We start from the raw sequence: 19017 nt of genomic DNA, 5'->3' as shown, positions 1-19017 counted from the left end.
GCACAATGTCGGCCTTACCAAGGCAACTTGCGCGGGGCTTACCTTGGTTAGCAAAGAAACTGCCTGCCACAATATCGAGAAGGGTCAACGCGCGCCAAACCCCGTCAGCATGGTTCGGATCGTGCGAAACACAATCAGTAGGTCGAGCCAAGGGGAGAAATTCTTGATGTAGTAGAAATCATAGTGAAGTTTTTCCAAAACGTCGTCCACTGCGGCAACGTGGCCCTGGTTGATTTGCGCCCAGCCAGTAATCCCCGGCCGCACGATGTGCCGGTATCTATAGAATGGCAGCTCCGCCTCGTACCAGCTCGAGAGCACGAGTGCTTCTGGCCGCGGACCGATCCAACTCATTTCGCCGCGCAGGATGTTGAAAGCCTGCGGCAACTCGTCGATCCTGGATCTTCTCAGGAACTGCCCCAACCGGGTTATGCGGGCATCGCCCGCCCTGGTAATGGCCGCCTCCTTTTCGTCGCCAATGGTCTCGCCCAGCTTCATCGTTCGAAACTTGTAGACCTCGTATGGAACGCCTCTGTATCCCATTCGTTTTTGTCTAAATAGCGCCGGTCCAGGTGAATCGATCTTTATGGCAATCGCAACGAATAGCAGCAATGGCGAGAAAACTACGAGGACAAAGAATGCAGAAGCCAAGTCTATCGCCTGTTTTATCTTCAAGTAAGCTTGGTTTGGATTCAAAGAGCCCAGCGTATTTTCAGAAAGATGCTCGATCTCGACCCGGCCTGTGAGCGATTCGCTGATTTGCTTGACATGATAGACCGGCGTTCCTGAGAGCGCACGGTCGGCGATATAACGCTCCCACTCATCAGAAAGGTCGGCTCGAAGGTCCGCTACCACACCAGTCGCATATTCATCGACTATGTTGGGTGAATGAATTCTGTGCCAATTCACACCCGGTATGCTCTCCAGTCTATGGACGCCTCCGCCGGGAATTATCGCCAGCCGGTGTGCATCGAGCCTACGCGTGACCAGGCTCAAGGCAAAATACCACAACGTCGATTGAATGAAGCTCGCTGCAGCTTGGAACCGGCTATAATCGAACCTGAAGAAAAAGATGGTAACGAAAACCAGGCCGTAGGCTAAGGCGAAGGTTGGCAAAATGTGACCAGCCGCCGCGACCCCCGGGAAATTGCCAATCCGCTTGTAGAAGAAATAGCCTGTCGTGTGTGCGACAAATGCAGCAAAAATTGTGACCTGCATGTTCGGCGACCAGATTACCCTGGGATCAACCGACATGCGAACTAGCGCCGGCAGCAGAATCGCAAATGTCAATCCGCCAAGCAGCTGAAAGCGCATCCGGAGCAGGAGGTGCCTTCGATTGGGTAAATGGATAGTGGTGGTGTTCAAATTGAATCCCGCGAACCTGGCCCCATGAGAACCTGGACGCTCACCTGACAAGATGCCGCTCTCGGCCAACGCTGGAATAGGCGATGCCTTGTTTCACAACATCCTCGCCGTGATAGACATTTCGAAGGTCGACCATCACCGGCGTCGCCATAAGTGCATGAAGCCGCTTGAGATCCAATGACCGAAACGCATTCCACTCGGTGACGATGACGATCGCATGCGAGCCATCAGCCACTGCGTAGGCGCTTTCCCCAAATTCAATGCCCTCAATCATCTTGCGCGCCTGCTCCATGCCGACCGGATCATAGGCCTTGATCGAAGCTCCGGCATCCTTGAGCGCCTGAATGATGGCCAATGAGGGGGCATCGCGCATATCGTCGGTGTTTGGCTTGAACGTCAGGCCGAGAATGCCGATGGTCTTTCCGCGCACCGAGCCGCCACAGGCCTCGACAACCTTGCGCGCCATCGCCCGCTTGCGCTGGTCATTTATCGAGACCGTCGTTTCAATAAGCCGGACAGGGCTTGCCGCGTCCTGCGCGGTCTTGACCAACGCCAGGGTGTCTTTCGGGAAACAGGAGCCGCCATAACCCGGCCCGGCGTGAAGAAACTTTGCGCCGATGCGATTGTCCATGCCAATGCCGCGCGCGACGTCCTGCACATCGGCTCCCAACCGCTCGCAGAGATCGGCAATTTCGTTGATGAAGGTAATCTTCATCGCCAGAAATGCGTTGCCGGCATATTTGGTGAGTTCCGCCGTACGCCGGTTCGTATAGAAGATCGGCGCGGCATTCAGCGAAAGCGGCCGGTAGATCTCGCCCATGACTGTTTTGGCCCGTTCGGCATCGGTTCCGACAATGATGCGGTCGGGCCGCTTGAAGTCCTCGATCGCGGATCCTTCGCGAAGAAACTCGGGATTGGAGACCACGGCAAAATCGGCGGTGGGATTTTGCTCGCGGATAATCCGTTCCACCTCATCGCCGGTACCGACGGGGACGGTCGATTTCGTCACCACGACCGTAAATTCCTTGAGCGCGCGGCCGACTTCGGCGGCCGCGTCGTAGACGAAGGACAGATCGGCATGCCCATCGCCACGCCGCGACGGCGTGCCCACGGCGATGAAGACCACATCCGATTGAGAAACGGCGTCCGCCAGATTGTCGTCGAAACGCAAGCGACCCTGCAGGGTGTTGGTCGTGACGAGATCGTCAAGCCCTGGCTCGTAAATCGGTATCTTGCCGAGCTTGAGCATGGCGAGCTTTTCCGCATCACGATCGATGCAGCATACCTGATGGCCGAAATCGGCGAAGCAGGCGCCCGAGACGAGCCCTACATATCCAGCACCAATCATTGTTATTCGCATATTGCGTACTCTCAATCAGCGCCGATCAGGCAACTTCGCCACACAGCGCGTATCCCCATTAACGACGGCTACCGCACTCCCGGGTGAAAACCCGAGAGCCGATCCTACAACAATTTACATCGCCTCGCCGCGCCTTACGCTTGCGACTACGCGATGGCTACTAGATCCCTGGCATCCAGATCGACAGGGATCTCGCCATTCATGATAGCAACCAGAACCCGAGCCCTTCCGGCTGGGTCGAGCCGGTCAAGGCGACCCATCATTTCCGCGAAAGGGCCTGACAGGATCCGGACCGAAGCGCCGGCTGCGAGGCTGTCGCTAAAATCAAGCAGTCCGTCCTTACCGGTCAACGCAATGAAACGCTCTACCAGACCCGAGGGGACCGGCAAAGGGCGGTCGCCTTGCGTCACCAGGGAGCGCACGCCGAATGTTCCATTGATCGAGCGCCAACGCTGCAGCGCAACGTCAAGGGCGATGAACATATAACCCGGGAAATACGCCGCAGACCGGGTTTCGAGCCGCCGAGCATGTCGGACGGTTTTCTCGCAGCGAGGCACAAACGGCTGAAATCCCTGGATCCGGAGATGCCGTTCGGCGACATGCTCCTTTCCGGGAAATACGCTGGCCGCATACCAGCGCGTTGCCGGCGCGGCGGTCGGCTCAGGCGACAGGGTGGTCGCCTTACTCGTTGTTTTTTCCGCGCTACTCACGTGTCTTCCTTCGGCGGTCGGCGGCATGATCTCAGGTCAACGGTTACGACAGTGTGTGAATACCAGCAAGCAACCAAGCCACTAGAGTCAAGGCGGTTGGGTTAAGAATTTCCTACACATTGTCCAGAAATTTAGCTGTGCCTAAATAATCATCGAGCCGCTTTCTTTTTCAGCTGGCTGAGATGCTATGTCGAGCAATTTATTTCCATGCGTAGGTGCTTGGCTACGCTGGTCGTGACGAATCGCCCGTTGGTTCTGGTACTTAGTCCGTCGACTTGAAGCTAATGTGACGGATGGCGTCGCGCACAAGCCTGCCGCCAGCGACAAAGATCCTGCACGGCCACACCAACTACGGCGAAAAATCACTGTCGCGCAGAACAGGTTATCACCGCTCGACCGGCTTCACGAACGCTTCAACAGCGACCAGACAGCCGGCACCAAGCTCGCGGCCAGCGCAACCTTGATCAGATCACCGACGATAAAGGGCAACACCCCGAACTGCCAGGATTTTTCCGGGCCGATCAACAGCGCCAGCCAGGCAAAGCCCATTGCCATCATGATGATCTCGGCCACCAGCATGGCATTGAAGAGCTTGATAGGATGGCGATCCCAGCCACGGTCGGCAGCCCAGCCGACGATCGCCGCCATGACGACGAAGCCGGCTAGATAACCGCCGGTCGAACCGAGCATGTAAGCGATACCGATGCCCTTTTCGGGCGTGCTCTGGAAGACCGGAAGGCCCAACGCGCCCTCGGCCATGTAGAGAAGCAGCGTTGCGACGCCAAGGCGCATGCCGAAGGAGGCAGCGATCAGGAAGACGGCGAGCGTCTGCATCGAGATGTCTACCGGTCCGAGCATGACCTTGGTCTTGGCAGACAAGATCAGCAGCAACGTTCCGGCGATCGCCAGCAAAAGCTGTCCTGCCAGCCGGGCCGCGCCCTTTTCAGGCAAAGCGAGAGAAATGAGCGGACGCATCGTCGTTGCAATTGCCATAGTCTTCCCCGTTCCGGATTGCCGCCGAACGCGGCCTTGCGTTTTCCTATATTGGCTTCCGTGCTATGCGGCAATCGGTTTTGCCCTCGCCCCAAAAAAGGTCGCGACGTTCGCATGGCGCTGAAATTCGATACACGCTTCGATCCGGCCTATGGCCAGGGCGTAGCCGTTGCGCCTGGTATTCAACGCGTCACCGCCAGGAACTCCAGCCCGTTCACCTTTCACGGAACCAACAGCTATGTCGTCGGGCGCGAGACGCTGGCGGTGATCGATCCCGGACCGGATGACGAGGCACATCTTCGAACACTGCTCGAAGCGATCGGGACCAGGCCGGTCAGCCATATCTTCATCAGCCACACGCATCGCGACCATTCGCCGCTGGCGGCTCGGTTAAAGCAGCATACGGGTGCGGTGGTTCTGGCGGAGGGCCGGCATCGCCTGGCGCGGCCGTTGCGCACCGGCGAGGTCAATCCACTCGATGCCAGCGCCGACACCGACTTTGTTCCTGATATCGCGCTGCCGGACGATATGGTGATCGACGGCGACGGCTGGGCGATCCGGACGGTGCTGACGCCCGGCCATACCGCCAATCACGCGGCCTTCGCGCTGGAGGGAACCGGCATCCTTTTCTCGGCCGATCACGTCATGGCGTGGGCAACCACGATCGTCGCACCGCCGGATGGCGCGATGGCCGAGTACATGACATCGCTCGATCGGCTGATCGAACGTGACGACCGGCTGCTGCTGCCCGGCCATGGTGGGCCGGTGACCGAGCCGCGCAGCTTCATGCGCGGATTGAAAACGCATCGCAAAATGCGCGAACGCGCAATTCTGGAGCGGATCAACAGCGGCGACCGGACAATCAAGGACATGGTGGACGCGATCTATCGCGACACCGACCCGCGCCTGCATGGCGCGGCCGGCCTGTCGGTGCTTGCCCATCTGGAAGACCTGGTGGCGCGCGGCCTGGTTCACACCGATGGCGCGCCGGCTATCGACGGCATCTATTCGCCGGCAACGTAGCACACTTCGGATATCATTCCGCCGGCGCCACGCCCACCTGGCCGGCGACTTCCTGGTCGAGTTCGGAAAGGAAATCGGTGATGCGCGCTGCATTGTCGCCAAGGTCGTAGCGGCCGTAACGCGAGGCCGAGCGCATATCGACGATGACCGCATCGCCGTCGTCGGTCACGCGGATGGCGACATCGGCGGGAAGACCAAGCAGCAAGCTCTTGGCCAGCGCATCGACCGTCACGTCGCTTTGCCCTGCTGCGGCTGGAAACGGCGCCGTGAGCTGCCAGCCGCGCCGATCGAGCACCGTTTTGACCGCCTCCAGAACGCGATCGAAAGGCAAGGTGTAGCTGCGTCCGGTAACAAGCGGATAAGCTTCGATTTGCAGGCGCTGCTCGCCGGGTGTCGGCGGCAAAAGCTCGTTCATATCCTTTGTCCGGGTAGAAATGTCGAGCGCGGGCGCGTCGTCGAAATCCGTCGAGATGTCGCGCAGCGGCGGATAGGTCGCCGCCCAATAGGCCCCGACAGCGTAAGGGGTGAGCACCAGGAATGCCAGCAAGGCGCCGGCGGTCAGGTCTTGACCGCCACGATCACCGAAGTTCCACAATCGCGCGAAGGCAAACCCGGCAAACAAAAGCGCAAACGCGGCCAGCAAGGCGACAATGCCAAGCACCCATAGGATAGCTTGGGTCTCGACGAGGTCATAGCGATGGCCGATGAGAGCGGTCAGCAGCAGGACTGCCGAAAACGCGCCGGCGCGCCGCGACCAACCGGCAGCCCTCGACGTTTGTCGCTCGGGAATTCCCGTCATTGGTTTTCGCGCTGCCCCAACCCGAACACAGGCATAGTGCCTTTCAGCGGCGGCTTGAAGACGCAAAGACGCCGCATCTCCGGTCAATCCGTCGGCAGGTGATAATCCCGGAACTGCTGGCGCAAGGTAATCTTCTGGATCTTGCCGGCAGCGGTGTGTGGGATTTCGCCGACAAAAGCGACGTCGTCCGGCATCCACCACTTCGCCACCTTGCCGTCCATGAAAGCGAGAATATCCGTCTTGGTCGGCTCCCTGCCCGGCTTGCACACGACCACGAGCAAAGGCCGCTCGCCCCATTTCGAATGCGGAATGCCGATGGCGGCGGCCTCCGCCACATCGGGATGGCCGACCGCGAGGTTCTCGAGCTCGATGGTCGAGATCCATTCGCCGCCCGACTTGATCACGTCCTTGGCGCGGTCGGTGATCTGCATATAGCCTCCGGGGTCGATATGCGCGACGTCACCGGTATCGAACCAGCCGTCTTGATCGAACTGTTCGTATCCGATGCCGCCATAATAGGCGCGCGCGATGGCCGGCCCGCGGACCTTGAGCCGGCCGAAGGTCTTGCCGTCCCATGGCAGTTCGTTGCCGGCGTCGTCCGTCACCTTCATTTCGATGCCGAACGGTGTAAAGCCTTGTTTCTGCTGGACGCCGAGGCGGGCCTCGCCCTTCAGCCCGGCGTAATCCGGCTTCAGGGTGCACAGCGTGCCGAGCGGCGACATCTCGGTCATGCCCCAGGCGTGGACGACTTGGACATCGTAACTGTCCTGGAACTTCGTCGTGAGCGCGCGTGGACAGGACGAGCCGCCGATAACGACTTTCTGCAGATAGGGCAGTTTCTTGCCGGTCTCTTCCAGATACTGGAGGAGCATCATCCACACCGTCGGCACGGCGGCGCTGAAGGTCACCTGCTCGGTGTCGAGCAGCTCGTAGAGCGAAGCGCCATCCATCTTGCAACCGGGCATGACCAGTTTGGCGCCGACCATCGGCGCGCTCTGGGCAAGGCCCCAGGCATTGGCGTGGAACATCGGCACGACCGGCAATATGGTATCGCGCGACGACAGGCCCATGGCGTCGGGCATGGCGGCGATCATCGCGTGCAGCACGTTCGAACGATGGCTGTAGAGGACGCCTTTCGGGTCGCCCGTGGTGCCCGAGGTGTAGCACATACCGGCGGCGGTGTTTTCGTCGCATGTCTTCCAGGCGAAGTTGCCGTCGGCTTCAGCAAGCCATTCTTCGTACGCAACCACATTGGGCAGCGCAGTCTCCGGCATATGCGCGTTGTCGGTCAGCACGATAACCTGCTTCAGCGACTTGACCACACCGGCGATCTTTTCGAGGAGCGGCAGGAAGGTCAGGTCGACGAAGATAGCCTTGTCCCCGGCATTCTTCATGATCCAGGTGATCTGCTCGGGAAAGAGCCGCGGGTTGAGCGTGTGATAGATGGCGCCGACACCCATGATGCCGTACCAGGCCTCGATGTGGCGCGCGGTGTTCCAGGCCAGGGTCGCGATGCGGTCGCCAAGCCCGAAACCGTCACGCTCGAGCCGCTCGGCGACCTTCAGGGCACGATCATGGATTTCGGCATATGTGCTGCGCACGATCGGCCCCTCGATCGAACGCGACACGATTTCGCGGCTGCCGTGCTGCCTCTCGGCATTGTCGATCAGCTTATGGCAAAGCAGCGGCCATTCCTGCATCAGCCCGAGCATCTTGTTCCTCCCGTTATTTTTTCGCCATTGTGGGACGAACCGGCGGATTGTCCAGCCAGGATCGGGCTGGAGCGGGGCATGGAGCCAATTGAGGCCGAATTCGCCACAATCCGGCCATGCTCGGCGTTAACGTTGATTAACGGCGGGGCGCGATTGGCGAATGAAAGAGGTTCGCATGGACGCGCAGCTCGACGACAAAGCCCTCGAAAATACGCTTGCCGAAAGTCTGGCCGATCTGGTGGCGGCTGACGTCGCGCAGGCCGATCTGGTGCCTGACGCCAAAGCCGTTTCCGAAGATGAATTCGTCGAGGTCGTCGGTGGCGCCCTCGAGGCGGTCGGCGGCACGCTCTTGTTCAAGATGTGCGTCGAGAACGAGGGCGAAAGTCAGCACGTCGCTGCCGCCTGCGTCGGCGACGGCGGCAATCGCCAGTTCCTGCTGCTCACCTTGCCGACCAGCGGTGGTGCGCTGAAGGTCGAGACCACCTCGAAAAGCACCAATCCGGTGGCCGGCATTGCCGCCGCCTATGCCGGGCTGATGGACGCTTTCCAGGCCGCCGCCTGATTTTAGGCGGGATACCGGAGGATAGCGCAAGACTGCCACCCGCGGGCGATGCCCGCCGGTGGCTGGCAGGTCTTGCGCAACGCGCTTGCCAGACACATCTTGGGGTAGAGGCAAGGAGATCCAATATGGACCAGATCGCAAACCGGTCACCAGGCTTTCAGCGGAATCCGGGCAAGATCATCACCATCGAGCCTTACAAGGGCACCGTGACGGTGCGCGCCGGCGATGTCGTCATCGCTTCGTCCAGCAAGGTCAAAGTGCTGACCGAATCGCCCTACCCCCCGGTTTTCTACATTCCGTTCGGCGACATCGACTTCAAACAGCTTGGCAAGACCGAACACTCGACCCATTGCCCCTATAAGGGCGATGCCAGCTATTGGAGCGTGCTGCCCGCCGGCGATGCAGGCAAGGATGCGATGTGGGCCTATGAGCGGCCGTTCGACGAGATGGCCGATATCCGCGACCACGGCGCGTTCTATCCGAACAAGGTGACCATCGAGGCCACGCCCGACTGATCAGTCGGTGGTGCCATCATCGCCGACGCCGTCGGCATCGTCGAGACGCACGAAGGTGAGGCCCTTGGCCTTCAGCGCCAGAAGCCCCTGCACCACGCCTTCGCCCGCCGCATGGGTCGGCTGGTTGATGTGAGCGATAATGACGTCGCCGTCGTTTGCTGCGGCAATGCGCCGGGCGGTCTCTTTTGCGCCGAGCAATGAGCCGCCATCGCCGTTGATTGAGAATCCGGCGATCTTGAAACCAAGCTTGCGTATCATCGCGATTGCCGACGGGCTGTATTCGGCGGTTGCGCCGCGAAACCATTTCGGCGCCGGTTCGCCGGTCACGGCAAGAGCGGCAGCACCCGATTCGACCTCGGCCAGCACGGCCTCCGGGCTGCCGGCACTGCGAATACCGTAGATCTTTTGCGGCGTGTCGACAGCCGGGACATGGCGGCCGCCATGGTTTTCCAATTCAAACAGTTCGGGATACGCCCGCATGATCTCGACGGCGGCGGCGTTGTGCTTCAGCCAGATGCCGGTGACGAAAATGGTGGCAGGAATCTTGTTTTCCACCAGCGCCGAGAGAATCCGTGTGTCGGTCCTTCCGCCGCACGCATCGAGCGTCAGCGCGACGCGGCCGCCGCCCGCCTCGGCCTTGATGTGCAGCGTCGGTGCGACGAGCAATTGGGCGTTGCCAGGAGAAACAGCCCACAGCGATATCGCAATGGCGCAAAAATACTTTTGGAACGGGCGCATCGATTATTTCCAGGTCGGCCGGATCAAAGTTGAAGCGGCGACCCCAAGACCGCCATCAAGGCGGAAATCGGGACGATGCCCCTGCAAAAGCGTCGGCAGCGGCAATTTGACCGCCGGCCTGACCTTTGGCAAGCGCGAGGTCACAATGCGTGCTCCACGTCCTTAACCTTACGTGAAAGGATCGCGAGCACTGCGTCGACCACCGCTTTGACCTCAAGTCGCCAGACGCAGCAAGCCTTGCTCGGATCGGGTCGGCGGCACAGGTCCCTGGCTATGCACTCGCAAGGCATGGAGGGCCGCGGCGTAACACTGGCCACGCCGACAGGGCCCCAGACGGCCGGGTCGGTCAGGCCGAACAGGCCGACAACCGGCGTTCCCGCGGCGGCGGCCATGTGCATCGGGCCACTCTCGTTCCCCAGAAACAGGCGTGCCTGGCCGAGAACCGCCAGCAGCGTTGCCAGCGACAGCGCCCCGACCACGTTGACGACCGGCGAAGCGGCCTTGGCGACGATGCGCTCGGGAGATGCCCGTTCATCGGGACCGCCGACAAGCAGGAAGTCCAATCCGGTCTGCCGCGAGATCTCGTCGATCGCCAGCGCAAAACTTTCCGGCTGCCATTGCCGCCCCCGGAAGCTCGCTCCTGCATGAACGGCTATGAAGGCGTTACGCCGGAGATGATGCCGGTCGAGAAGCGCCAATGCCCTGGCGGTCTCCAGCGGCAGCGGCTCAATCGTTGGGACCTGCGCACGCAACTCCACGCCAAGCGCCTCAAGCGGCGAAAGATAGCGGCAGAGATAATGCTGGCCACCAAAGCCAAACGGCTTGGCTAGGACGTTGGCGGGCTGGCGTTCCAGCCAGCGCAACGGTTTTTCGGGAGGATCATATCCGACGCGGGTCTTGGCGTTGACGAGCCTGACGATGATGCGTGAGGTTTTGGAATCGGCCAGGTCGATGGTCAGGTCAAACCGGAACCGGCGCAGAGCGCGCACCATCGCGTAAAGCTCGCGACCACGCTGCACAGGGGTGCCACGCATCCGTACGCGCCGGAACGCCACCACGTCCGAGGCGATGCCATGAGCCAACAGGAAACTGGCAAAGTTCGCCTCGCAAAGGAACACTATCCTGGCATTTGGATATTGCAGGCGCAGGTTTCTGGCGAGCGCGGAAGCGAGGACAAGATCGCCGATGAATTTCGTCTGGAGGATGAGAATCGAGCGGACGTGCGTGGGCGGGTTCTGCAACATCTGTTTCTGGCACCGGGGCGGATTCGGGGGCCGGAAGCTGGGCAGAAATGATGTCGGGATTTGGAGCCGACAGACGCACGTTCGCGTGAATTCGGTTACAAATCGGTAAGGTCAGATGCCGGTGGACTCCAACTCCTATCCGCGGCCGTTCTTTGCAGCCTGCACCGCCGCTTGCGCGGCGGCCAGCCTGGCGATCGGCACCCGATAGGGCGAGCACGAGACGTAGTCGAGGCCGACCTTTTCGCAGAAATGGATCGAGGCCGGGTCGCCGCCATGCTCGCCGCAAATACCGAGCTTGATGTCGGGCCGCGTCGCCCTGCCCTTTTCGGCCGCCATCCGCACCAGCTCGCCGACACCCTCTATGTCGAGCGACACGAACGGATCCTGCTCGATGATGCCTTTTTTCCGGTAGGTCTCGAGGAACGAGGCCGCGTCGTCGCGCGAGATGCCGAAGGTGGTCTGGGTCAAATCGTTGGTGCCGAATGAGAAGAATTCGGCCGCCTCGGCGATGATTTGGGCGCGGATCGCGGCGCGCGGCAGTTCGATCATCGTGCCGGTGAGGTAATCGATCCTGACGCCGGTCTCCTCCATCACGCTTTTGGCCACAGCGTCGATGCGCGCCTTGACGAATTCGAGCTCCTTGACCAGCCCGACCAGCGGCACCATGATTTCGGGGACCACCAGCGCGCCGGCCTTCCTGCCGGCCTCCACGGCCGCCTCGAAAATGGCTCGTGCCTGCATCTCGGCGATTTCGGGATATGAGACAGCAAGCCGGCAGCCGCGATGGCCGAGCATCGGATTAAACTCGTGCAACGCTTCGGTGCGCCGCCGGAGCTTGTCCGGCGACACATTCATGGCGGCGGCGACCTCGGCCACCTCCTCCTCGGTCTTGGGCAGGAATTCGTGCAGCGGTGGATCGAGCAGCCGGATCGTCACCGGCAGGCCGGCCATGATCTGGAACAGTTCGAGGAAATCCGAGCGCTGCATCGGCAACAGCTTGGCCAGCGCCGTTCGCCGATCCTTTTCCGTATCGGCCAGGATCATCTCGCGCATGGCAATGATGCGGTCGCCATCGAAGAACATGTGCTCGGTGCGGCAAAGGCCGATACCTTCGGCGCCGAAGGACCGCGCCATGCGCGCATCCAGCGGCGTCTCGGCATTGGTGCGCACCTTCATGCGGCGCGCGCCGTCGGCCCATTCCATGATGGCGGCGAAATCGCCCGAGAGTTCCGGCTGCAGCATCGGTACCGCGCCTTTCAGCACCTGGCCGTTGCCGCCATCGATGGTGATGATATCGCCCTTGCGGAACGTCGATCCCATCGCCATCAGCGTGCCGGCCTTGTAGTCGACGCGCAGCGAGCCTGCGCCCGAAACGCAAGGCTTACCCATGCCGCGCGCCACAACAGCGGCGTGGCTGGTCATGCCGCCGCGCGTCGTCAGGATGCCTTCGGCCGCATGCATGCCATGGATGTCTTCGGGGCTGGTCTCGATGCGCACCAGGATCGCCTTGCGGCCTTGTGTCTTGGCCTCCTCGGCGTCGTTCGAGGAAAAGACGATCTCGCCAGTGGCAGCACCTGGCGATGCCGGCAGGCCGACGCCGATGATATCGCGCGCCGCTTTTGGATCGATCGTCGGATGCAGCAACTGGTCGAGCGAGGCCGGATCGATGCGCGCGACGGCCTCCTCCTTCGAAATCAGCCCGTCCCTGGCCATGTCGACGGCAATCTTCAGTGCCGCCTTGGCGGTGCGTTTGCCTGACCTGGTCTGCAGCATCCACAACTTGCCGCGCTCGATGGTGAATTCGAGATCCTGCATGTCGCGGTAATGCTTTTCCAGGCGGTCTGAGATGCTGACGAAAGCCTGGAAGGCGTCCGGCATCAGCTTCTGCAGCGACGGCTTGTCGGACCCGGCGGCAATGCGCGCCGCCTCCGTGATGTTCTGCGGCGTCCGGATGCCGGCAACGACATCCTCGCCCTGGGCGTTGACCAGGAACTCGCCATAAAGCTGCTTTTCGCCGGTCGACGGATTGCGGGTGAAGGCGACGCCGGTGGCCGAGGTGTCGCCCATATTGCCGAAGACCATGGCCTGGACGTTGACCGCCGTGCCCCAGCTTTCGGGAATGTCGTGCAGGCGCCGATAGGTGATCGCGCGGTTGTTCATCCAGCTGGAAAACACCGCACCGATGGCGCCCCACAGCTGCTCGTTCGGATCCTGCGGAAACGGTTTGCCGAGCTCCTCCTCGACCTTGGCCTTGTAGAGCGCGATCACGCCTTGCCATTCGATGGCTGTCAGCTCGGTGTCGAGCTCATGGCCGAGCCCACCCTTCTGGTCTTCGAGGATCTCCTCGAAGACCTCATGGTCGAGGCCCATGACGACGTCGGAATACATCTGGATGAAACGGCGATAGCTGTCATAGGCAAAGCGCGCATCGCCTGAATCGGTGGCCAAGGCTTCGACCGTTTCGTCATTCAGGCCGAGATTGAGCACAGTGTCCATCATGCCTGGCATCGAGGCACGGGCACCGGAGCGCACCGACACCAAAAGCAGTTTCGACGGATCGCCGAAACGGCGCCCGGTCAGCCGACCGATGTGATCGAGGGCGACCGCCACATCCGCTTCCAGCGAGGCCGGATAGGCGTGGCCGCTGGCGTAATAAGCGTTGCAGACCTCGGTGGTGATAGTGAATCCTGGTGGCACCGGCAGGCCCAGGCTGCACATTTCGGCAAGATTGGCGCCCTTGCCGCCGAGCAGATTGCGGTCGCCGGCACGGCCTTCCGCCGCTCCATCGCCAAAGGTGTAGACCCATTTGGTCATGCTTGCTCCCCGGTTGCAGGAGATTGGAAATACTGACAAATCGAGCGATATGATGCTGCAGTGCGAAAGGCAAGGCATCGACCAAGCCAGCCGGCCTCTACAATCGATTAAGGAAAAGCGGCGCCAAAAAGACTTGCTTTTTGGAAAGCTTTGTTGTAGAACATAACGAGAACAAAAGGTAGAGCGATGAGAATGACCGGAAAGCTCGATTATCTGGAAATGCCGGCGACGGGCGGAACGCTGGACAGCGTGAAGGCTTTCTACAGCGCGGCGTTCTCATGGTCGTTCACCGATTACGGGCCGACCTATTCAGCTTTTGCCGAAGGGCTGGACGGCGGTTTTCAGGCCGATGGCCAAGATGCGCCGGCCAAGCCGCTGCCCGTGCTCTATTCCAAAAGGCTAGAGGAAACATTAAGCGCCGTCGAGAACGCCGGCGGCACCGTCGTCAAGCCGATCTTTTCATTCCCCGGCGGCAGGCGGTTCCATTTCGTCGATCCGGCTGGCAATGAAATGGCGGTGTGGGGTGAATAGGTCCGTTTAAAGTAGCGATTGCAAAACTGGTGGATCGGTCGCGCATAGTCGATATGTCGGCATTGAGCTTTCTCCCGGCTCGTCCTATAAGGCCGCGCGCACAGCGGGCACGCTCCGGCTGTTGGGGCGTAGCCAAGTGGTAAGGCATCGGTTTTTGGTACCGACATTCCCAGGTTCGAATCCTGGCGCCCCAGCCAGTTCTCCAATTCTGACGATCCCCCGAGTCGCAATCTTAGTGCGGACAACTTGGTCGCGGGCTGCCACTTGCGGTTATCTGTCCACAAGAAAATGGGGTCGCCGGCAGAGAACGTGGTCCGGCAAGACTCCTAGTTTAAGGTCGACTCAATTGGCCTGCAGGGCAATGCATATTGAAGAAAATTGGCGTGTTGCTGCAATCTCTTTGGCATTCAAACTCATATCTTCTTTGGCTACACTAATCAAATCACCAATTTTCTGTATCTCATCTTCGCGCCATAACACCAATTATCACTATTTTACGTAAATTAATAGCGACGCAATCAACGAGTCCAAGGTTAATTAAGTAACTTCTAACTAATTTTGAAAGAATAATTCTTCTCTATCAGTGTATGCAGTGTCTCGTAAATATACCAGAGAATTTTAGAGCTAGACATTAGAAATGCGTCCGCGTTTAAATTATACTCATCACCGCTATCGTCGACCTCATAAAGTATATTTTCTGCCGTAATGTGAAAATCCTGCTACCAATCAATCATTCTATCAAAGCGTGCAGGTATGTGATTTGGCGCTAATATACACCTTCTAGTAGGCAGACATCCGCGGGGCGCTATCGAATCAAAATGAGGGATTATGGATGGCGACTCTCCATTACACGTCGGGCGGATCCGGCACGGACATTGCAAAGGCCGGATTCAATCTGGCTAGCGTGCAATATGTTGAGCAGGTCAACGAGCTGCCGGAAGGCATGAAAGGCTTGGTGTACCTTGACGAGGCCAACGGCGTAACCCAATCCTTTATCGACAAGGTTACTCCTTTCCTCGGCAACCCGAATGTATTTGGGTTCTTCCTGGTTGACGAGCCGGATCCCACCGGCCAATGGGGCACTTACGCTTCCGCCGCGAATCTGAAGGCTGAATCCGACTGGATCCATGAGCATTTTCCAGGCGCCAAGACCTACATCACAATGATGAGCTTGGGGACGTCGGCGAATCCGGATTTTAGGGGCACGTACAATCCCGCCAATACGGGTATCGATTACTACGGCATAGATGTCTATCCCGTCCGCACGGATGGCCCGGTCGACTACAACATGATCGATAAATTCGTCGCCGCCGCTCAGGCATCGGGCATCCCGACGAGCCAGATCGTTCCGGGCTACCAGGCGTTTGGAGGTGGCGAGTATAACACCGACATGGGTGGCAAATATGTGGTGCCCACCGCCGCCCAGATGGAAACCATGATGGAGCACTGGGCCAAGCTGGTTCCGTCACCCGCCTTCGACTACGCATACGCCTGGGGTTCGCAGCGAGGCGACACAGCGTTGGAGAGCTCTTCGGAACTGCAGGCCGTTTTCCGGGAACACAACCTTGCAACAACGGGGACCACTCCGCCTCCCGTCGACACAAGCGACACCTTGTATGGCACCAGCGGCGACGATGTGTTTCACGGGGCCGGCGGCCACACGATGATCGGCTATGGCGGCAATGACACCTATTATGTCGATGATGTCCGCGATAAGGAGATCGAGGCTGCAGGCGGCGGTACTGACAAAGCATTCGCCTCCGTAAGTCATGCTCTTGCGGCCGGATCGGAAATCGAACTTCTTGCCACCAACACCCCGTCCGGCACCACGGCGATTAACCTGACCGGCAACGCGTTCGCCCAGACCATCCAGGGCAATGCCGGCACCAATGTTATTAACGGCCTCGGCGGCGCCGACATGATGAGCGGCTATGGTGGCAACGACACCTACTATGTCGACAATGCCGGAGACAAGGTGTTCGAGGCGGTGGGCGGCGGCTCAGATAGCGTGTTCACTTCGGTGAGGCATGCCCTTTCGGCCGGCTCCCAGATTGAGCTTCTCGCCACCACGAACCCCTCAGGCACGACGGCCATCAATTTGCTCGGCAACGAGTTCGGCCAGACCATCCAGGGCAATGCCGGCGACAACATCATCAATGGCGGCGGCGGCGCTGACACAATGGTCGGCTATGGCGGCAACGATATCTACCACGTCGACAATGCCGGCGACAGGGTGGTTGAGGCAGTGGGTGGCGGCACCGACAGGGTGTTTGCTTCGCTGAGCTATGCCCTGTCAGCCGGCTCGCAGATCGAGGTTCTGGCCACCGACAACCCGGCCCATACGACGGTCACGAATCTTACAGGCAACGAATTCGGCCAAACAATCAGGGGCAATGCGGGCGCAAATGTCATCAACGGCGGCGCTGGCGCCGATACGATGGTCGGCTATGGCGGCAACGACACCTACTATGTCGACAATACCGGCGACAGGGTATACGAGGCAGTGGGTGGCGGCACCGACAAAGTGCTCGCCTCGGTGAGCCATGCGCTTTCGGCCAGTTCACAGATCGAGCTCCTCGCCACTACCAACCGGTCCGGTACGTCTGCAATCAACCTGACCGGCAACGGCTTCGCCCAGACCATCCAGGGCAATGCCGGCGCCAATGTCATCAACGGCCGCGGCGGCGCCGACATCTTGACCGGTAATGGGGGCAACGATGCCTTCGTGTTCAGCAGCGCTCCTGGAGCCGGCAATATCGACAGGGTCACCGACTTCGACAAGCTTCAGGACAAGATCCACCTCGACGACGCCGTTTTTGCCGGGCTTAAGCTGGGTGGCCTTTCATCCGCTGCTTTCTTTGCTGGCACGGCCGCGCATGATAGCTCCGACCATATCATCTACAACAGCTCAACCGGAGCGCTCTCGTTCGACAGCGACGGGATCGGTGGCGCAGCGCAAATTCAGTTTGCGACGCTTTCTCCAGGTCTCTCGCTTTCGGCAGGTTCGTTCCTTGTGATCTGAACGACCCGGGACGGCGGACCTTCGAGCCGGTCCGCCGCTCTGTCTTTGTTCAACCGCTGGATTCGCGGGCTAGCCTAGTACTACAGTTGCGGATCATTTGATTTTCTGATTCACTTCGGCAGGTTATGGAGGATACCATGTCTGTCGCTTCGTGGTCAGGTCGTTGTTGGCTTGGGAGCAGGAGCTCACAGCGCTGAAGGCGCGGGTTGGGCGGGTGCTTCCTCGTCGTGAGTTGCGGGAGACGGGCGCAGATTTCCTTGACGGCCTTCTTTCCGGCATTGAGCGCAAGACAGGCTGGCTGATGGCTGAGCAGTCCGGAGCGGAGCGGCCCTATCGGATGCAGTCGCTGTTGGGGCGCAGCCACTGGGACGTCCCAGAAGAAGCCCTTCTTGACCTTGCCGCGTACGGGATCGAGCACCGGCGCCGTCGTCCATGAACAGGCGCTCTACCGCAGCCAGATGCCCGCGCATCTGGTCGGCTATGGGCTTGAGATGGAAGCAGGCCCGGCCTGCCCAGTTGCCCGGTGTCGCCCGATCCAGCTGGATGCCCTGGCGGGCGTAGATCTCGGCCTGCCGGTAGAACCGCAAGTGATCGCCGAAATTGGCGACGATGACCTGGGCGATCAGCGCCTCGGTCGGCAGGCCGCCAGGCACCACATGCTCGGGCGCATGTGCCTGCACGACCGCGCTCGAGCAGCGCCGGCGAGCGTATTTAGGGCGGGGCGTGACCAGCACGCGCAGTTGCGCCGGGATTGCGTCGAGCCCCTCGCTGAGATCCTCGCCGATCCTGGCCATCTCGCCGCAGCCGCACGGACACAGCGCGCTCTTGGGCTCGATGATCCGCTCCACTCGCGGCAGATGGGCAGGCAAGTGGCCACGATTGCGCTGGCGCGAACCGGGCCAGTCCAGGCCCGCGCCACCAATCAAGGCGTCAGCTCGCTTCAGCAGACGCACCATGACCCGCACCGCATCCCACAAGAGGCTGCTGTCGCTCGGCTCGTGCATGAGCGCCGAGGTCACGGTACTGTCCAGCCGCACGACCGCGCCGTCTTCGAGCTTCACCTGCCGAGCGCCCAAAAGCAGGGCCCGGTTGATCTGTTCCCAGGTCTCGGGCCGGATCGCGCTGATCGTCTTTTGCAGCGCCGACTTCTGTGGGCTCCACGACCATGGCAGTCGGGCAAAGGCGCGAAACGAGGCGGAGTCCTCAAGGTGGAACGCCAACTCCTGGTAGCTCAGCTGCCGATATTGTTGAGCAGCGCGCAGCGCAGCACCGCTTCGGCGGGCAGGCCTTGCCGTCCGTCGCTTTTGATGCCGTCCCGACACAGGTCTCGCGCCACCAGGCAAAGCAGATCGCAATGCTCATCCAGCCATTGCGACATCGCCTTCAGTTCGCAGCCGATCTCGTGCTGGCGAAAAGATCGAATATGCTGGGTCGGACGGTGCATTGTTGACGCATTGTCGGCCCCGGCGTTGGCAGGATTTTGGACTCAGTGGCATGATCCAACATACCTGAAACCGCTAGGCCCCGCTTGCGCAAATCAGCGATTCAGTTAATTAAATCAGAAGCTTGGCGTTTGTGGACGGAAACTAGACTAGGGTTGCGGTGCACGCACCCGGAGACGACCCTCAGCTC

At 60.4% G+C, this 19017-nt stretch carries 15 protein-coding genes, 1 tRNA gene and 2 pseudogenes; 8 read left to right on the top strand and 10 right to left on the bottom strand.

Annotated features, from left to right (window positions below; genetic code table 11):
* Positions 1–84: 84 nt before the first annotated feature.
* The 4 genes from NKI47_RS25930 to NKI47_RS25915 all read right to left on the bottom strand — a co-directional run bounded on the left by NKI47_RS25930 (position 85) and on the right by NKI47_RS25915 (position 4425).
* On the bottom strand, positions 85–1362 hold the full coding sequence (locus tag NKI47_RS25930; protein ID WP_352594074.1) for a sugar transferase: 1278 nt from the start codon (positions 1360–1362) through the stop codon (positions 85–87).
* A gap of 40 nt (positions 1363–1402) precedes the next feature.
* Positions 1403–2722 carry a UDP-glucose dehydrogenase family protein gene (locus tag NKI47_RS25925; RefSeq protein WP_352594073.1) on the bottom strand — a complete coding sequence of 440 codons (1320 nt, stop codon included), beginning with the start codon at positions 2720–2722 and terminating at the stop codon, positions 1403–1405.
* Between the two features lie 146 nt (positions 2723–2868).
* On the bottom strand, positions 2869–3432 hold the full coding sequence (gene nusG, locus NKI47_RS25920; protein WP_352594072.1) for a transcription termination/antitermination protein NusG: 564 nt from the start codon (positions 3430–3432) through the stop codon (positions 2869–2871).
* A gap of 402 nt (positions 3433–3834) precedes the next feature.
* The gene (locus NKI47_RS25915) at positions 3835–4425 is read right to left on the bottom strand and encodes a biotin transporter BioY (protein WP_352594071.1); all 591 of its coding nucleotides are present in this window, start codon (positions 4423–4425) and stop codon (positions 3835–3837) included.
* Positions 4426–4539: 114 nt separating this feature from the next.
* Between NKI47_RS25915 and NKI47_RS25910 the strand changes: the two genes are divergently transcribed.
* Positions 4540–5448, top strand: coding sequence for an MBL fold metallo-hydrolase (locus tag NKI47_RS25910; RefSeq protein WP_352594070.1), 909 nt, complete (start codon positions 4540–4542; stop codon positions 5446–5448).
* 13 nt (positions 5449–5461) lie between these two features.
* Here the strand turns inward: NKI47_RS25910 and NKI47_RS25905 are convergent, their stop codons facing one another.
* Both NKI47_RS25905 and NKI47_RS25900 read right to left on the bottom strand, forming a co-directional pair.
* Positions 5462–6247 (bottom strand): DUF1499 domain-containing protein, encoded by a 786-nt coding sequence (locus tag NKI47_RS25905; protein WP_352594069.1) that lies wholly within the window; start codon positions 6245–6247, stop codon positions 5462–5464.
* Positions 6248–6330: 83 nt separating this feature from the next.
* On the bottom strand, positions 6331–7959 hold the full coding sequence (locus NKI47_RS25900; RefSeq protein ID WP_352594068.1) for a fatty-acid--CoA ligase: 1629 nt from the start codon (positions 7957–7959) through the stop codon (positions 6331–6333).
* Between the two features lie 175 nt (positions 7960–8134).
* Here NKI47_RS25900 and NKI47_RS25895 point away from each other — a divergent pair, with 175 nt between their 5' ends.
* The gene (locus tag NKI47_RS25895; protein ID WP_352570751.1) at positions 8135–8521 is read left to right on the top strand and encodes a hypothetical protein; all 387 of its coding nucleotides are present in this window, start codon (positions 8135–8137) and stop codon (positions 8519–8521) included.
* Positions 8522–8646: 125 nt separating this feature from the next.
* Positions 8647–9036 (top strand): DUF427 domain-containing protein, encoded by a 390-nt coding sequence (locus tag NKI47_RS25890; protein ID WP_352594067.1) that lies wholly within the window; start codon positions 8647–8649, stop codon positions 9034–9036.
* Here NKI47_RS25890 and NKI47_RS25885 read toward each other — a convergent pair whose 3' ends face one another.
* Together NKI47_RS25885 and NKI47_RS25880 are read right to left on the bottom strand one after the other, a co-directional pair.
* Positions 9037–9774: a polysaccharide deacetylase family protein gene (locus NKI47_RS25885; protein WP_352594066.1), complete on the bottom strand. Its 738-nt coding sequence runs from the start codon at positions 9772–9774 to the stop codon at positions 9037–9039.
* A gap of 140 nt (positions 9775–9914) precedes the next feature.
* The gene (locus tag NKI47_RS25880; protein ID WP_352594065.1) at positions 9915–10808 is read right to left on the bottom strand and encodes a glycosyltransferase family 9 protein; all 894 of its coding nucleotides are present in this window, start codon (positions 10806–10808) and stop codon (positions 9915–9917) included.
* A gap of 39 nt (positions 10809–10847) precedes the next feature.
* Here NKI47_RS25880 and NKI47_RS25875 point away from each other — a divergent pair, with 39 nt between their 5' ends.
* Positions 10848–11069, top strand: a complete 222-nt coding sequence (locus tag NKI47_RS25875) for a hypothetical protein (protein WP_352594064.1) — start codon at positions 10848–10850, stop codon at positions 11067–11069.
* 84 nt (positions 11070–11153) lie between these two features.
* Here NKI47_RS25875 and ppdK read toward each other — a convergent pair whose 3' ends face one another.
* Positions 11154–13832 carry a pyruvate, phosphate dikinase gene (gene ppdK, locus NKI47_RS25870; protein WP_352594063.1) on the bottom strand — a complete coding sequence of 893 codons (2679 nt, stop codon included), beginning with the start codon at positions 13830–13832 and terminating at the stop codon, positions 11154–11156.
* 186 nt (positions 13833–14018) lie between these two features.
* Between ppdK and NKI47_RS25865 the strand changes: the two genes are divergently transcribed.
* The 4 genes and pseudogenes from NKI47_RS25865 to NKI47_RS35210 form a co-directional block, all read left to right on the top strand.
* The gene (locus NKI47_RS25865) at positions 14019–14363 is read left to right on the top strand and encodes a VOC family protein (RefSeq protein ID WP_352594062.1); all 345 of its coding nucleotides are present in this window, start codon (positions 14019–14021) and stop codon (positions 14361–14363) included.
* A gap of 122 nt (positions 14364–14485) precedes the next feature.
* Positions 14486–14560 (top strand) — tRNA-Gln (locus NKI47_RS25860).
* 635 nt (positions 14561–15195) lie between these two features.
* Positions 15196–17385, top strand: a complete 2190-nt coding sequence (locus NKI47_RS25855; RefSeq protein ID WP_352594061.1) for a calcium-binding protein — start codon at positions 15196–15198, stop codon at positions 17383–17385.
* Positions 17386–17522: 137 nt separating this feature from the next.
* Positions 17523–17755 (top strand): annotated as a pseudogene (locus NKI47_RS35210) (IS701 family transposase); the annotation flags it as partial.
* A gap of 115 nt (positions 17756–17870) precedes the next feature.
* Here the strand turns inward: NKI47_RS35210 and NKI47_RS35205 are convergent.
* A pseudogene (locus NKI47_RS35205) lies at positions 17871–18840 on the bottom strand (IS66 family transposase zinc-finger binding domain-containing protein); the annotation flags it as partial.
* Positions 18841–19017: the final 177 nt, after the last annotated feature.

The sequence above is a fragment of the Mesorhizobium sp. M0633 genome, from assembly GCF_040320645.1.
In the GTDB taxonomy this organism is placed as follows: domain Bacteria; phylum Pseudomonadota; class Alphaproteobacteria; order Rhizobiales; family Rhizobiaceae; genus Mesorhizobium.
This window is presented reverse-complemented; position numbering and strand designations above follow the sequence as displayed.

Coding starts and splice junctions, on each gene's coding strand:
- NKI47_RS25865 (WP_352594062.1), top strand. CDS start 14,019: ATGAGAATGACCGGAAAGCTCGATTATCTGGAAATGCCGGCGACGGGC.
- NKI47_RS25890 (WP_352594067.1), top strand. CDS start 8,647: ATGGACCAGATCGCAAACCGGTCACCAGGCTTTCAGCGGAATCCGGGC.
- NKI47_RS25875 (WP_352594064.1), top strand. CDS start 10,848: ATGAGCCAACAGGAAACTGGCAAAGTTCGCCTCGCAAAGGAACACTAT.
- NKI47_RS25855 (WP_352594061.1), top strand. CDS start 15,196: ATGGCGACTCTCCATTACACGTCGGGCGGATCCGGCACGGACATTGCA.
- NKI47_RS25885 (WP_352594066.1), bottom strand. CDS start 9,774: ATGCGCCCGTTCCAAAAGTATTTTTGCGCCATTGCGATATCGCTGTGG.
- NKI47_RS25880 (WP_352594065.1), bottom strand. CDS start 10,808: ATGCGTGGCACCCCTGTGCAGCGTGGTCGCGAGCTTTACGCGATGGTG.
- NKI47_RS25905 (WP_352594069.1), bottom strand. CDS start 6,247: ATGACGGGAATTCCCGAGCGACAAACGTCGAGGGCTGCCGGTTGGTCG.
- NKI47_RS25910 (WP_352594070.1), top strand. CDS start 4,540: ATGGCGCTGAAATTCGATACACGCTTCGATCCGGCCTATGGCCAGGGC.
- ppdK (WP_352594063.1), bottom strand. CDS start 13,832: ATGACCAAATGGGTCTACACCTTTGGCGATGGAGCGGCGGAAGGCCGT.
- NKI47_RS25900 (WP_352594068.1), bottom strand. CDS start 7,959: ATGCTCGGGCTGATGCAGGAATGGCCGCTGCTTTGCCATAAGCTGATC.
- NKI47_RS25915 (WP_352594071.1), bottom strand. CDS start 4,425: ATGGCAATTGCAACGACGATGCGTCCGCTCATTTCTCTCGCTTTGCCT.
- NKI47_RS25925 (WP_352594073.1), bottom strand. CDS start 2,722: ATGCGAATAACAATGATTGGTGCTGGATATGTAGGGCTCGTCTCGGGC.
- NKI47_RS25895 (WP_352570751.1), top strand. CDS start 8,135: ATGGACGCGCAGCTCGACGACAAAGCCCTCGAAAATACGCTTGCCGAA.